18 protein-coding genes and 1 pseudogene are annotated in these 13,400 nt (G+C 70.4%); 12 read left to right on the plus strand and 7 right to left on the minus strand.

Annotation, left to right across the window (positions count from 1 at the left end; all coding sequences use genetic code 11):
- The first annotated feature begins 138 nt into the window (after positions 1 to 138).
- Entirely contained in the window at positions 139 to 738 is a 600-nt protein-coding gene (hisB, locus tag UA74_RS10010) for an imidazoleglycerol-phosphate dehydratase HisB (RefSeq protein WP_075739996.1), read from the plus strand.
- 75 nt (positions 739 to 813) lie between these two features.
- Complete coding sequence (locus UA74_RS32750) at positions 814 to 969, plus strand: hypothetical protein (RefSeq protein ID WP_198042979.1); 156 nt, start codon at positions 814 to 816, stop codon at positions 967 to 969.
- A gap of 243 nt (positions 970 to 1,212) precedes the next feature.
- On the opposite strand, the gene soxR is transcribed toward UA74_RS32750, so the two are convergent.
- The gene (gene soxR / locus UA74_RS10015; RefSeq protein ID WP_075739997.1) at positions 1,213 to 1,674 is read right to left on the minus strand and encodes a redox-sensitive transcriptional activator SoxR; all 462 of its coding nucleotides are present in this window, start codon (positions 1,672 to 1,674) and stop codon (positions 1,213 to 1,215) included.
- 298 nt (positions 1,675 to 1,972) lie between these two features.
- Between soxR and hisH the strand changes: the two genes are divergently transcribed.
- From hisH to priA, 3 genes are all read left to right on the plus strand, one after another.
- Complete coding sequence (gene hisH / locus UA74_RS10020) at positions 1,973 to 2,605, plus strand: imidazole glycerol phosphate synthase subunit HisH (RefSeq protein ID WP_157434091.1); 633 nt, start codon at positions 1,973 to 1,975, stop codon at positions 2,603 to 2,605.
- Complete coding sequence (locus UA74_RS10025; protein WP_157434092.1) at positions 2,602 to 2,811, plus strand: hypothetical protein; 210 nt, start codon at positions 2,602 to 2,604, stop codon at positions 2,809 to 2,811. The genes hisH and UA74_RS10025 overlap by 4 nt, the downstream gene beginning before the upstream one ends.
- A 721-nt stretch (positions 2,812 to 3,532) precedes the next feature.
- Positions 3,533 to 4,264 (plus strand): bifunctional 1-(5-phosphoribosyl)-5-((5-phosphoribosylamino)methylideneamino)imidazole-4-carboxamide isomerase/phosphoribosylanthranilate isomerase PriA, encoded by a 732-nt coding sequence (priA, locus tag UA74_RS10030; RefSeq protein WP_075739999.1) that lies wholly within the window; start codon positions 3,533 to 3,535, stop codon positions 4,262 to 4,264.
- 317 nt (positions 4,265 to 4,581) lie between these two features.
- Here the strand turns inward: priA and UA74_RS10040 are convergent, their stop codons facing one another.
- Entirely contained in the window at positions 4,582 to 5,127 is a 546-nt protein-coding gene (locus tag UA74_RS10040) for a CPBP family intramembrane glutamic endopeptidase (protein WP_198042980.1), read from the minus strand.
- Positions 5,128 to 5,375: 248 nt separating this feature from the next.
- Here UA74_RS10040 and UA74_RS10045 point away from each other — a divergent pair, with 248 nt between their 5' ends.
- Genes UA74_RS10045 through hisI form a run of 4 tightly spaced genes read left to right on the plus strand, consistent with a single transcriptional unit; the run spans position 5,376 to position 8,287 of the window.
- The gene (locus tag UA74_RS10045; RefSeq protein ID WP_232237705.1) at positions 5,376 to 6,728 is read left to right on the plus strand and encodes an acyltransferase family protein; all 1,353 of its coding nucleotides are present in this window, start codon (positions 5,376 to 5,378) and stop codon (positions 6,726 to 6,728) included.
- Positions 6,729 to 6,738: 10 nt separating this feature from the next.
- Entirely contained in the window at positions 6,739 to 7,512 is a 774-nt protein-coding gene (gene hisF, locus UA74_RS10050) for an imidazole glycerol phosphate synthase subunit HisF (protein WP_075740002.1), read from the plus strand.
- On the plus strand, positions 7,509 to 7,904 hold the full coding sequence (locus UA74_RS10055) for a hypothetical protein (protein ID WP_075740003.1): 396 nt from the start codon (positions 7,509 to 7,511) through the stop codon (positions 7,902 to 7,904). Before hisF ends, UA74_RS10055 begins: the two co-directional genes overlap by 4 nt.
- A complete protein-coding gene (gene hisI / locus UA74_RS10060) occupies positions 7,904 to 8,287 on the plus strand; it encodes a phosphoribosyl-AMP cyclohydrolase (protein WP_075764250.1) in 384 nt (127 codons plus the stop codon). Before UA74_RS10055 ends, hisI begins: the two co-directional genes overlap by 1 nt.
- A gap of 229 nt (positions 8,288 to 8,516) precedes the next feature.
- On the opposite strand, the gene UA74_RS10065 is transcribed toward hisI, so the two are convergent.
- The 4 genes and pseudogenes from UA74_RS10065 to UA74_RS34245 form a co-directional block, all read right to left on the minus strand.
- Positions 8,517 to 9,116 carry a hypothetical protein gene (locus UA74_RS10065; protein ID WP_075764252.1) on the minus strand — a complete coding sequence of 200 codons (600 nt, stop codon included), beginning with the start codon at positions 9,114 to 9,116 and terminating at the stop codon, positions 8,517 to 8,519.
- Positions 9,117 to 9,313: 197 nt separating this feature from the next.
- Positions 9,314 to 9,511, minus strand: coding sequence for a DUF397 domain-containing protein (locus UA74_RS10070; RefSeq protein ID WP_075764254.1), 198 nt, complete (start codon positions 9,509 to 9,511; stop codon positions 9,314 to 9,316).
- Positions 9,477 to 10,139, minus strand: a complete 663-nt coding sequence (locus tag UA74_RS10075; protein ID WP_232237706.1) for a DUF5753 domain-containing protein — start codon at positions 10,137 to 10,139, stop codon at positions 9,477 to 9,479. The genes UA74_RS10070 and UA74_RS10075 overlap by 35 nt, the downstream gene beginning before the upstream one ends.
- Before the next feature lie 27 nt (positions 10,140 to 10,166).
- Positions 10,167 to 10,472: pseudogene (locus UA74_RS34245) on the minus strand (helix-turn-helix domain-containing protein); the annotation flags it as partial.
- A gap of 106 nt (positions 10,473 to 10,578) precedes the next feature.
- Between UA74_RS34245 and UA74_RS10080 the strand changes: the two are divergent.
- The 3 genes from UA74_RS10080 (at position 10,579) to UA74_RS10100 (ending at position 12,735) form a co-directional block, all read left to right on the plus strand.
- Entirely contained in the window at positions 10,579 to 10,767 is a 189-nt protein-coding gene (locus UA74_RS10080) for a hypothetical protein (protein ID WP_075740007.1), read from the plus strand.
- Positions 10,764 to 10,967 carry a hypothetical protein gene (locus UA74_RS10085; RefSeq protein ID WP_075764256.1) on the plus strand — a complete coding sequence of 68 codons (204 nt, stop codon included), beginning with the start codon at positions 10,764 to 10,766 and terminating at the stop codon, positions 10,965 to 10,967. Before UA74_RS10080 ends, UA74_RS10085 begins: the two co-directional genes overlap by 4 nt.
- Positions 10,968 to 12,285: 1,318 nt before the next feature.
- The gene (locus UA74_RS10100) at positions 12,286 to 12,735 is read left to right on the plus strand and encodes a MarR family winged helix-turn-helix transcriptional regulator (protein ID WP_157434093.1); all 450 of its coding nucleotides are present in this window, start codon (positions 12,286 to 12,288) and stop codon (positions 12,733 to 12,735) included.
- A 7-nt stretch (positions 12,736 to 12,742) separates the two neighbouring features.
- Here the strand turns inward: UA74_RS10100 and UA74_RS10105 are convergent, their stop codons facing one another.
- The gene (locus UA74_RS10105; protein WP_232237707.1) at positions 12,743 to 13,378 is read right to left on the minus strand and encodes a TetR/AcrR family transcriptional regulator; all 636 of its coding nucleotides are present in this window, start codon (positions 13,376 to 13,378) and stop codon (positions 12,743 to 12,745) included.
- Between the last annotated feature and the right edge of the window lie 22 nt (positions 13,379 to 13,400).

Genomic DNA, 13,400 nt, shown 5'->3' on the forward strand with positions numbered 1-13,400 from the left:
CGCCCGGCAGTCGCACCCGGTGCGTCGTCGATCGTCCACGACCGCCGACCTGCCGGGATCGTCGTTCGTTTACGCTGGTGGGAGGTGTGAACGGGCGGCCTGGCCGTCCTGGTGAGACGAGCAGCGAGGAGACGGCCGATGAGCCGGTCGGCAAGGGTGGAACGCATCACCAGGGAGTCCTCGGTGACCGTCGAGATCGATCTCGACGGAACCGGGCAGGTCGAGATCGACACCGGGGTCCCGTTCTACGACCACATGCTCACGGCGTTGGGCAGCCACGGGTCCTTCGACCTGAGCGTGGCGGCGCGCGGCGACGTGGAGATCGACGCCCACCACACGGTGGAGGACGTCGCGATCGTCCTCGGGCAGACGCTGCGACAGGCCCTGGGCGACAAGGCAGGCATCCGCCGCTTCGGGGACTCCTGGATTCCGATGGACGAGACGCTGGCCCACGCCGCCGTCGACCTGTCGGGGCGGCCCTACTGCGTGCACGTCGGCGAGCCGGAGGCGTTCAACACCTTCACGATCGGCGGCAACTACCCCTTCGTGCTCAATCGGCACGTCTTCGACTCCCTGGCCTTCCACGCCCAGATCGCCCTGCACGTGCGGGTGATCCACGGCCGCGACCCGCACCACATCACCGAGGCCCAGTTCAAGGCGGTCGCCAGGGCGCTGCGGGCCGCCGCCGAGCCGGACCCGAGGGTCACCGGCGTGCCGTCCACGAAGGGCACCCTCTGACCAGGCGATGTGCTCTGGGTAGCCTCGTCCGGCCAGGTGAGGACGGCGGCGAGGCCGCACGACGAGAGGTGTCCGGTGGACGGTGACTGGGTGTGGCTGCTCCTGCTCGGAGTGACCGGCTTCCTGCTGGGCGGGGTGATCTCGCTCTGGAAGACCGCGAAGACGTTCGCGATCCTGCTGCTGGTCGCCGCGCTCCTCGCGGGCACGGCGACGGTCCTCTGGCTGATCTGATCCGCACCGCGCCCGGCGGCGACCCGCTGCCGCCCGAGGCCGTCACGGTCTCGGCGGCGGGCGACTGATCTCGGTGTCGGCTGCTCGGGAGGTGCTCGTTTCGCTCGGGCCGTCGACTGTTGAGTCACGCGGCCGGACGTCCGCCTGCGAACGACGGCCTTCTCGGCGCAGTGGCCGACCCGATCGCGGGCTCAGCGCTCCCGGCGGACGATCCCGACCTGCCGAGGTGCTCGGCGCGCGTCGTCAGCGACCGCCCTCCGACGTCGGCTGCAGGCCGGTGGCGCCCGAGCCGAGATCGGCCAGCTGGTCGTCGGTGTTGTGCAGCGAACAGGACCTCAGCGACAGACAGCCGCAGCCGATGCAGGAGGCCAGTCGGTCCCGAAGCCGTTGCATCCCGTCGATCCTGGCCTCCAGCTCCTCCTGCCAGGACGAGGACAACCGGGCCCAGTGCGCCTTCGTCGGGCTGGTGTCGGCCGGGAGCGTGGCCAGGGCGTCGGCGATGCGGTCCAGGCTCATGCCGACGCGCTGCGCCGCGCGAATGAAGGCCAGTCGTCGGAGGACGGTGCGAGGATAACGTCGCTGGTTGCCGCCGGTCCGCTCCGAGGAGATCAGCCCGCGCTGCTCGTAGAACCGCAGCGCCGTGTGGGGAACCCCGCTTCGCGTCGCGACCTCGCCGATGGTCAACTGATCGCGGAGTCGGGACATGAGCCAAGCATAGCCAAAGCTCTACCTACGTCGAAGTATCGACGATCACTGCGCGTCGTGTCCTCGGTCTGCCGCCCCGCGGGCCGCCCCACTCGTCGGGGGTCGATGGCCGCCGGGCTGCCGGGTGCCGTTCCTCTCCGAGGGTCGGTCGTCGCTCTGGTGCGGCTGTCGTGATCCGCTCGAGCCACCCTCGCCCGGCCGGGCGTTGCTCGGCCCCGGCCGCACTCCGGAGTGCTGTGGACCAGAGGACGCGGGGGAGCGCGGAACCGAGGTGGACGCCCTCGGTAGCCTGGGTTTCGTGGCAGACGTCGTCGTGCTCGACTACGGGTCGGGAAACCTGCGGTCCGCTGAGCGGGCCTTGCAACGGGTCGGCGCCACCGTCGAGGTGACCTCGGACCCGGACGCGGCCCTGGCGGCCGACGGGCTGGTGGTGCCCGGTGTCGGCGCGTTCGCGGCCTGCATGGCGGGCCTGCGTGCGGTGCGCGGCGACAAGATCATCGACGATCGGCTGGCAGGCGGACGCCCGGTGCTGGGAATCTGCGTCGGGATGCAGGTGCTCTTCGAGCGTGGCGTGGAGCACGGCGAGGAGGCGCAGGGCTGTGGGCAGTGGCCGGGCACGGTCGACCGCCTGGAGGCCGACGTGCTCCCGCACATGGGCTGGAACACCGTCCGGCCGCCCGCGCAGAGCAGACTGTTCGCCGGCCTGGACGCCGACGCCCGCTTCTACTTCGTGCACTCCTACGCAGCGAGGTCCTGGACGCTGGAGCCGACCCCGCCGTTCCTGCCGCCTCAGGTGACCTGGGCCGTGCACGGCAAGGAGTTCGTGGCGGCCGTGGAGAACGGCCCGTTGTGGGCGACGCAGTTCCACCCGGAGAAGTCGGGCGACGCGGGCGCCGCGCTGCTGTCGAACTGGTTGGAGACGTTGCGGTGAGCAGGCCTCGGCGGTACGGCATGGTGCGACGCGGCGGCGGCACCCGGCTGATCGCGGTGCTGGTGATCATCGCGCTCGTGGGCGGGGCCGGACAGTCGGTGCTCGTCGGCTTCGGACTCTCCGGCTGGACGGCGCTGGCAGTGCTGGTCGCCGTGCTCGGCATCCCCGCCGTGGTGATCCTGCGCGGGGATCAGGGGGAGCGCTGAGGGGCGGCCGGCGTCTCTCTCTGCGCCCGTGCGCTGTGAGGTTCGCTGACTGACCGCTTCCGCGCCACCGCCGCACGCTCGTCGCCGCCCGCGCGTCGCACCGCAGGAGACCGGCTGCCGCTGTCCCGTCGCCGGGTGGTCCGTGGGCCGCCGAACCCGGCACGCCATCGCGCCGGGCAGGGCTGCCCGGCAGGCCAGCTCAGACGTCGTGCGCGGCCGAATACTCGCGGCCCAGATCCCATCCGATGTCGGCCACACGGCTGCCTCGGCGGAGGGCTACGCAACGCTGAAGTATGGTGACCCCATGTGCTCGTCCCCTGCCGCAGAAGTGCATCACAAAGGGATAACGCGCTTCTAAAGGCCCAGTTCGCGAAGGGTCCTCCCCGCGCAGGCGGGGGTGAGCCGTTTGTCCAGCGTGCGCTGCCGGCTGAGCGCGAGTCCTCCCCGCGCAGGCGGGGGTGAGCCGCTGACTGACCTACCTGTCAGCGAATTGATTCCGTCCTCCCCGCGCAGGCGGGGGTGAGCCGGACGTGCCGGGGGACGTGCCGTTTCCCCAGGGTCCGCCCTGCGCAAGCGGGGTGAGCCAGTGCGCCGTCGTCGGTTTCGACGACGTGGACGTCCTCCCTGCGCAAGCGGGGGTGAGCCGGTGATCTCACCCGCCCCATCCCACACCCCTCGGCAGCCCGCCGCCCGGCGGACGTGCCCCGATACAGTGCACCCCGTGACTTTCACCCTGCTTCCCGCCGTCGACGTCGCAGCCGGTCAGGCAGTCCGCCTGGTCCAGGGCGAGGCGGGCACCGAGACCATGTACGGCTCGCCGCTGGACGCGGCCCTTGCCTGGCAGCGCGACGGTGCCGAGTGGGTCCATCTGGTCGACCTCGACGCCGCGTTCGGTCGGGGCACCAATCGGGAGCTGCTCGCGGAGGTCGTCGGCCGCCTGGATGTGAAGGTCGAGCTGTCGGGGGGCATCCGCGACGACGAGTCGTTGGCGGCGGCCCTGGCCACCGGATGCAGCCGGGTGAACCTGGGCACGGCGGCGCTGGAGGACCCCGTCTGGTGCGCGAAGGTCGTCGCGGAGCACGGGGACGCGGTCGCCGTCGGGCTCGACGTCCGCATCACCGAGCAGGGGCATCGCCTCGCCGCGCGGGGCTGGACCAGCGACGGCGGCGATCTCTGGGAGGTCCTCACCCGCCTGGACGCGGACGGCTGCGCGCGTTATGTCGTGACCGACGTCGGCAAGGACGGCACGCTGCGCGGGCCGAATCTCGATCTGCTGCGCGCGGTCTGTGCCCGCACCGAGGCACCGGTCATCGCCTCCGGCGGCGTGTCGAGCATCGCCGACCTCCAGGCGCTCGCCGAGCTGGCCCCCGCCGGGCTGGAAGGCTCCATCGTCGGCAAGGCGCTGTACGCGGGCGCCTTCACCCTGCCCGACGCACTGGCCGCCGTGCGCTGACGCCGGAGACCGCGTCGAGGCCCACCACGGTCAGTTCGCGGCCGTGGATGAATTGGATGGTGCAGGACGTCACCCGATGCGGTTCGGTCTGCGGGGTCTCGGCTGGCAGGACACCGAGCGTCCTGGAGACCGAATCAGGGCCGCCGACGTGCCTGTCTCGGCCCGATCTCGTCATCGGCCCACCACAACGTGTCTGCCGAGGGCTAGGTGACCTGCGCGGCCCGGTCACCGAGCTCGGGCGCGTCGTCGTGGGCGTTTTCTGGGACAGCGCCGCCGTGCCGCCTCGCCGGAACCGCTGCCGCGAGCCCCAGGCCTCCTCAGCCCCGAGCCCGCCGCCGCGCGGCCCGCTGGACGAGCCAGGAGACGAGATAGCCGCCCGAGTTCGTCGCCAGGTGCACCAGTGCGGGCGCCAGGACGCCACGGCCCCGGACCCGCAAGGCGTGCAGGGCGAGCCCGACGAGGAATGTGCTCGACACGCCTAGCAGGACGGTCGGCAGCCTGCCGCGCCCGACGGTGGCCTCCACGGCCCGGTTGTCGCCCGCCAGGCTCATGGCGGGCAGCACGTGCCAGAGACCGAACATCCCCGCCGAGACGATCATGGCTCGGCCGGGGCTCCCCGTGCCGGAGCCGGTCAGCGCGGGCAGCACGCCCCGGAAGGCGACCTCCTCCGCGAGGACGGTGCCCACCGGAATCCGGATCAACACGGTCCACAGCAGCTCGCCGACGCCCGCCTCAGCCGCCCGGTCGTCCTCGAACGCCCGACGCAGCGCAGGCACGGCCAGGGCGGCGAGCCCGAGACCGCTCACCACGGCGGTGGCCGCTCCGCCGACTCGCAGCCCCGAGGGCACCGACGCGGACCCCAAGCCGATGTCATCTCGTGACAGTCCGCAACGCCTCGCGACGCAGAGTGCGGCTACTGTGATCGACAGGCCTCCGACGGGGTAGGCCTTCGGTGGCAGGATCACATTGGTGCTCACGGTTCCCGCAGCGAGCAGCGCGGCCATGGCGGCGAACCCGGCTCCCTCGGGCCACCGGGTTCGTGTCAGGCCGGATCGTCGTCGAGGCATCCCGCCGCCATGGTGCCGCATGGTGGGCCGAGAAGGGAATCACCGTGTCGAGATCGACCCCCTCGGAGCAGCCCGATCCGCCCGAGGTCACCTCGACGGCGCAGCCCGCCGCCCTCGAAGGCCCGGCCCTTGCGGACTCGGGCCCCACGGAACAGGCCCTCGGGGACTCGGCGTCACCGGAGCAGGCTCGCCTGGAGCAGGCCCCCACGACCCAGGCCCCGACGACCCAGGCCCTCACGACGCAGGCCCCCACGACCCAGGCCCGTACGAAACCAGCCCCCACGCCGGAGCCCGACCGCCGCCGTGACCGCTACGTCGACCTGCTGCGGGCGATGAGTCTGCTGGTGGTGGTCCTGTGGCACTGGGCGTTCACGATCCTGGTGTGGAGCCCGGAGGGGCCGGAGGCCACCAGCCCGCTCGGCTTCACCTCGGGCCTGTGGATCGCCACCTGGCTGCTTCAGGTGCTGCCGGTGTTCTTCTACATCGGCGGCTACGTGCACATGGTCTCCTGGCAGCGCGCCCACGCCAGGGGTACCAGCCTCGCCGCGTTCGTCGGCTCCCGGCTGAGTCAGCTCGCCGTGCCCGGCGGCGCGCTCCTGCTCACCTGGGTGGTGCTCGGCGGTGTGCTGAGCACCATCTTCAACCTGCGCTGGATGGGCCAGGTGGTGCTGCTGGTGATCAGCCCGCTGTGGTTCCTCGCGGTGTACCTGGTGTTGATCGCGCTGCTGCCGTTCAGTCTGTGGCTGCACCGACGGTTCGACCTGCTCGCCCTGATCTGGATGGGCGGCGCCGCGATGCTGGTGGACGTCCTGCGCTTCCGCTACGGCCTGGAGCTGCTCGGCTGGCTGAACATGCTCCTGGTGTGGGGCCTGGCGCATCAGGCGGGCTTCTTCTACCAGCGACTGGCCAGGGTCGGTCGCCGCTTCGGGCCCGTGGTGCTGTGGGTCGGTCTCTTCGCGCTGGCCGGGCTCGTGTTCTCCGGGCTCTATCCGGGCTCGATGGTCGGCGTGCCCGGCGACCGGCTCTCCAACATGGCGCCGCCCACCTTCGTCATCGTCGCCCTGCTGGCCTTCCAGATGGGTGCCGTCGAGGTGCTCCGACCGCGGATGCAGGTCCTGCTGCAACGGGCGAGCTGGCAGCGGTTCAACGACGTGATCAACCGGTTCGCGCTGCCGCTGTTCCTCTTCCACACCACCGGGATGGCCCTGTCGCAGGTGGTGACCTGGCTGATCCAGGGCAGCCCGATGAACGACACCACCGTGCCGGACGTCGGCTGGTGGCTGGAACGGCCGATCGCGGTGATCGGGCCCCTGCTGTTCACTCTGCCGGTGATCGCGCTCTTCGGTCGGTACTGGATGCGCCACCGCACGGAGAAGGAGACCTCGCCGCCGCCGTAGGCTGGTCGCCATGTCCGTATCACTCCGGGTGATCCCCTGCCTCGACGTGGATCGGGGCCGGGTGGTCAAGGGCGTCAACTTCACCGACCTCGTCGACGCGGGCGATCCCGTCGAGCTGGCCGCCGCCTACGACGCCGAGGGCGCGGACGAGCTGACGTTCCTCGACGTCACGGCCTCCTCCGCCGACCGCGAGACCACCTTCGACGTGGTCCGACGCACCGCAGAGCAGGTGTTCATCCCGCTCACCGTGGGCGGCGGCGTGCGCGCCGTCGACGACGTCGACAAGCTCTTGCGGGCGGGCGCCGACAAGGTGAGCCTCAACACCGCCGCCGTCGCCAGGCCCGAGCTGCTCCGCGAGGCGTCCCGCCGCTACGGGGCCCAGTGCATCGTGCTGTCGATGGACACCCGGCGAGTCCCGCCGGGGCAGCCGCCGACGCCCTCGGGCTTCGAGGTGACCACGCACGGCGGTCGCCGGGGCACCGGCCTGGACGCCGTCGAGTGGGCCGAGCGCGGCCAGGAGCTGGGGGTCGGCGAGATCCTGCTCAACTCGATGGACGCCGACGGGACGAAGGCGGGCTTCGACCTGGACATGATCCGGGCGATCCGGCGGGTCGTCGGCGTGCCGCTGATCGCCAGCGGCGGCGCGGGCGCCGTCGAGCACTTCCCCCCGGCGGTGGACGCGGGCGCCGACGCGGTGCTGGCCGCGAGCGTCTTCCACTTCGGTGAGCTGCGCATCAGTCAGGTCAAGGACGGGCTGCGCGAGGCCGGGGTGGTCGTCCGATGAGCGACACCTCCACCAGCTCCTCCCGCACGCCCGTCGAAGTACGGGTCGCCGCGCTGGCGCTGGCGGGCGGTGCCCTGGCGTTCCTGCTGGTCGGGATCGTCCGCTGGCTGACCGAGGGCGGCTTCGACGTCGTCGGCCTGCCGCTGGTGATCTTCCTCGCGGTGGGCTCGGCGGGTGCGGGCCTGTTCACCGGCAGGCCGGGACTCCGGATGTTCGCCATGGTCATCGCCGTGCTGGTCGCGCTGTTGTACCTCCAGTTCGTGCTGAACGACGGATTCTGGTGGGTGCGCGTCCTCGGGGGAATCGCCGCCGCAGGCACCGTCTACGCGGTGGTGCTGCTCAACACCGGGCCCGCCCGGAGCTTCTTCGGACTGGAAGGCCCCGGCCGCTGATGACTGACGAGACGCTCGATCCCACGATCGCCGCCCTGCTCAAGCGCAACGCCGACGGCCTGGTGTGCGCGGTCGCCCAGCAGCACGGCAGCGGCGAGGTGCTGATGGTCGGCTGGATGGACGACGAGGCGCTGCGCCGCACGCTGGCGACCCGCCGGGCCACCTACTTCTCCCGCAGCAGGCAGGAGTACTGGGTCAAGGGCGAGACCTCGGGACATGCCCAGCACGTCCGGGAGGTCCGGCTGGACTGTGACGGCGACACCGTGCTGCTGATCGTCGACCAGGTCGGCGCCGCCTGTCACACCGGGGATCGCACCTGTTTCGACGCCCGCGTGCTGCTGGCCGAGGCGAGCAGTCCGAGCGATCCTGCCCCACGGCCATAGGCTCGCCGTCGGGGAGCCCGGAGCGAACACACCTGCCGAGGTCCCCGGAGACGCCATCCCATGACGAGTATTCCACCCGCCCCGTCATCACTCTCGTCGCGGACGCGGAACTGCACGTCGTCCCCGACCCCGATGACGCCGCAGTTCGGCGAGGATGACGACCCGGCCGCATCGTCGGCGACGACCAAGACCGAGCTCCCGTGCCCGGGTTCGCATCGCCACCCCGCCGTCACGTTCGAGGGCGCAGCCTTCCCGCGTGGGCGCGCCGCCGGGTCGCGATGATGCCGATGAGCAGTACGCAGAGGGCGACCTGGTACAGAGCGAAGGCCCAGGCCTGCGGCTCCCACGAGGAGATCGTCATGAGGGTGATCGTCGCGCCGACACCGACAAAGACGTAGAAGAAGACGTTCTCGGAGTCGGGGTGGCGCCACGCCTTGACGATCGTCGGCGGTGCGGCGACGGCATCGGCGGCCACGGCGAAGAGCACGGCCAGTGGTGCCGCGCCGAGCCCCAGCCAGATGCACAGTGCGAGCGCGGCGGTCCCCGCGCAGGCGAGATCGAGGACTCCCAGGCGGGTGTAGTGGCGTCTGGCGATCACGCTCGTCAGAATCACGATCAACGGTCCCACCCCTGCGGCGAGCGTCATCACGGCGGGAAGACCGACATCGGAGTCCAACTGGGCGAAGAACCCGATCAAGGGAGCGGCGGCCCATAAGGACCAGGTGACGAGGTTGGGGCGTACCCGTCCTCGCGTGATCGCGAACGCATAGCGAACGCTGCCGACCAGACCGAGCACCGCTCCTGCGAACACCCAGTGCGGGTCGAGCATCCTTGCCTCCATCCGGAGCGCGGTGAGCAGACGTCGCCGGTCAGCGTGCTCCGCATGACGCGACGGCAGCCCCGGCCTCGGCCAGGTGGCGGGCGTTGTGCGCCTGCTTGTTCCCGGCTGATGTGGCGAGCGGATCGACAGTGCGGCCCTGCCGCCGATTGTCTGGTGACAGGGCCGTTCGTCGTCTGGTGGCCTGGTCAGCCGAGTCGGTCGGCGCGTAGGGCGTTGAGGAACGTGGTGAAGGTCGTGTGGTCGACGATGAGGGTGCCGCCGTCGCGGTTCTTGGTGTCGCGGATGCCGATGAAGCCGGGGGCCTGGCCGATCTCGACGCAGTTGGTCTTATGGGCGGACCGGCTCGACTTACGCCACCGTCGAAGTTCGAGAGGTTCGGTCATAGAGGTCATCTCCTTGGCGGTGGTGAGCAGCGTGCGTCGCGATGAGCCGGACCGAGTCCTCCGCACTCATCGCGACGGACAGCAGGCTATCCTTGGCCTCTAGGAACGATCGTGTCGTCCGTCGCGTGTGGGCGAAGGTCCCGGAGTCGACGTGTTCCAAGTGGACGACAGGCGGGGCATCGTCGAACTCCAGCAGGAACCAGCCGCCCATCAGTGCCGCGTGGTATCCCGCAGCGATCGGGAGTACCCGGACCGAGATGTTCGAGGACTTGGCCCGATCGACTACGTGGTCGAGTTGATCAGCCATGATCATTCGGCTCCCGATGCGCTGGATCAGGGCCGACTCGGCGAGGATCGCGGTGAACTTGGGCGCGGTGGGTCCAGAAAGGGCGGACTGGCGTCCGAGTCGGTGCAGCACGGCCTTGGTGGCGACGGTCTCGGGAGTGTCGCCGAACCGCATGATCGCGTACGCATAGTCGCGGGTCTGGAGCAGGCCGGGAACCAGCAGCGGGTTCACGTCGGTGATGGTCTGAGCCTCGTTCTCGTATTTCACGAGCGTGTCGAGTTGCGTCGGGGCGACGCTACTGCCGACGGCGGCCCAGTTTTCCCGGTCGACGTCGCGGGCCATCGTCATAATCCGTTCGCGTGAACCTGAGTCCGCCCCGATCGCGCCGAGGAGAGTGGCGACCTCGTCGGGTTTCGGGATTCGTGCACCACTCTCGTTGCGGCTGATCGGTGCGTGGTTGACGTCGAGACGACGGGCCACTTCCCGGACTGTCAGGCCCTTTTCGAGGCGGGCCTGCCTCAATGCATCGCCGAGGGCTCGGGCCAAGGGTGAGCGATTTGTGCCAGACATGCACCAGAGAGTACCGATTGAAATTAGGTCTAGTGCAACATAATTGCCCTCACTCGGCTTGACATGAATGTTTCGGCAGGTCAAGCATGGTGCAGTACCACTCATTCGGGTGGACTCATCACGGGGGTGAGCGAATGTCCGTCGTCCTGCTGATCTTGTCCATGTTCGGCGCCTGGTACGCCGTGTTGCATATCTATTGGGCGGTGTCGCGGTGACCGTCCTCGCAACGAACGTCACCGCCGCGCCGATCTGGGCCGGTCTTCTCCAGCCGGGATACGCGCACGTTCACGACCCCGACTACACGTCGGTCGACGTCGCGCGCTGCGGTGCCGTGCTTCGGCCCGCCGACGACGGCGAGCGGCTCCAGCCCTGCCCCGCGTGCCACGGAGACCTCCGGTGAAGCCGTGGATGCGCAAGGGCCCCGACGAGACCGAGCGGGAGTGGAGCAGGCGGCTGACGCGCACCTGCTGTTGGTGCGGCCGCCAGGACGAGGACTTCCCCGCATCCGATGCCCACGAGATGAACTGTGCCCGCAGGCCCGAGCAGGGGCGCAGGCCCGCTGCCTCGGAAACCGACGACGACCGAGACGAGGTGCGATGACGAAGGCCGCGATGACGAAGGCTCCGACGACGAAGGCTCCGACGACGGGGGCTCCGATGACAGGGGCTCCGATGGCGAAGATGCCGCCTGCCGCGCCTGCCGACCCCGGATTCGCCGGGCAGTCCGGGGCGGGGCCGTTGCTCGATCGACTTCTGCGGTGGTGGCGGACCCGCCGTCTGCTCGTCGCCGTGGGGCCGCGAGGCGGTCGACCGCTCATGCCCCCTGCGCCTGTGCCCCAGGTGTCTGCACCCGCTGTGCCCGTGCCCCGGGTGCCCGCGCTCGATCTGCTGGTCTGCCGCGAACCGGCTCGCGAGCGGGCTCCTCGTGTGGGGGCCGCCGCGCGGGTCCGGCCGTTCGTCCTCATCGGTCGACTCCGGGCGGTGGACGCGTGAGCATCGCCGCCGGGACGAACGGTGCGGTCGTGTTGCTGCGTGAGTGCGGGCCTGGTGATGGTGATCCGTTCTCGGGGAGTTGGGGTCGGTTGCCGGTGCCGGCTTCTCCGCAGCGGTGGGCGGGTCGGTTTCGTCGGTTGGAGCACCGTCGGGATGAGACATACCGGTCGGTGTACTTGGCGGAGTGTGGGGCGGTGTTGGTGTCGGTGCAGGAGTGGGTGCGGTTGTTGCGCTGCTCGGTCTGTTTTCCGGTGGAAGCCGTGCCGCCGTCCGACGGCGTCGATCCGACGGTGGTGGGTTCGTGATGACGTTGGCCTGGTTTGTGCGGACGGTGCGTACCGGTGATTCCCACCTCGCTGATGCCGGGTGGAACGGCTCCGACCTGATCCGGCCGGTCTGTGCGCCGGAGGTGGAGTTCCGTCCGATGAATCGACGTCCGTTGCGGGTGTGCTTCTACGACGAGCAGCGTTGCCCGCTGTGCCTGGGACACACTGCCGCCCGGCCGACGCCCCCGACCCTGCTGACAGCGGTGTCTTCCTGAACTCCGGGTCTTCCCGACTCGGCAGCCTGCCCGACGCCGCTCACCTCGACATCACTCACCTCGACGCCGCTCACCTCGACACCGGTCTCCGCCGCCTGCCCGATCCGACGGTGCACCCCGTCGAGCGGGCCGAGGACGAGACGCTCCGCCAGATCCGCACCTGCCGATCCTTACCTGGCTTCTCACCTGCCCCGAGACGGCCATCCCTCAGCCGGCCTTCCCTAGGAGAGGACGACGAATGTCCGACACCAGCCCGCATGTCACCACCTCCGCCCCGGCATCGCCGCGTCCCCGGCCGGGCGAGCCGCCCTCTCCGGCGGCTCCGCCGGTGGGAGTCTCTTCATCCCCGGTCGATGTGAGTGGTCGGCCGGTGACTGTCGGTCCGGTGCCTCTTGATGTGGCGGTGGGGGCGCGGGCAGTGTCGGCGGAGCCGTGGGTGATGTGGGAGACGTTGATCGCCGCAGTCCAACGGTGGACGGTGCAGCCTGCGGATGCCTTGCGGAATTGTCATGGGATCTCGGTGTATGACTATCGGCTGTTGCGGTTGTTGGCGCGGGCGCCGCAGCCGATGCGGAAGGCCATTGCGAACACGGCGTTGGATCTGCCGCCCCGGAGCCTGGATCACAGCGTGGTCCGGCTGGCGGATCGGGGCTATCTGACGGTCACGGGTCGGGGCAGCGGGAAGCGGTTGGCGCTGACGGATCTCGGTATCGAGTTTCTGGAGGCGGTGGTGGAGACCCTGCGTTCGGCCACCGCCGATTCGCTGGCGGGGACCTCGTTGGCGCCTGGCGACCGGGCCGTCCTGATCAGCCTGCTCAACCGACTCCGCCGCTGACCCGCCGTCAGCTCTCCGCAGGCGGCAGCGCCAGGTCCTCGAAGAGATAACGCCGCAGCGTCGGGGCCAGCGCGGCCACCACCCACGCCGGATCGGCCGTGCTCATCGGTTCGAGACGCAGCATGTACCGGGTGATGCCCAGGCCGACGATCTGGCTGGCGACCAGCGCGCCGCGCACCCGGGGCTGGTCAACGCCGAGCCTGCCGAGTGCCTCGCCGATGACGAAGCGGCTCAGCGCCGTGCGCAGCATCTCGGCGGCACTCGCCGTCGAGCTGAAGCTGCGGACCAGCGCGGCGAAGCCGTCGGCGTGGTCGTCCCAGATCGAGACGAAGGCGGTGAGGAGCCGTTCCGGTGCCGACTCGCGCTCCCCGTCCAGCACGATGTCGACCAGTATCGACGGGTCGAACGGCAGCTCGACGGCCGCCGTGAACAGCTTCTCCTTGCCGCCGAACCAGTGGTTGACCATCGCGGCGTCGACGCCCGCGCGCTCCGCGATGGCCCGGACGGTCGCCTGCTCGTAGCCGCGTTCGGCGAAGACCTCCTTCGCGGAGCGCAGCAGGACCGCACGGGTGTCGCCGCCGGTTCGCCGTCCTCGGCGGCGGGTGCCGCCCGGTTCGTCCAGTGGGTCAGTCGGGCCGTTCACCGCCTCATCATGTCCCCTGACG

The sequence above is a fragment of the Actinoalloteichus fjordicus genome, assembly GCF_001941625.1.
In the GTDB taxonomy this organism is placed as follows: domain Bacteria; phylum Actinomycetota; class Actinomycetes; order Mycobacteriales; family Pseudonocardiaceae; genus Actinoalloteichus_A; species Actinoalloteichus_A fjordicus.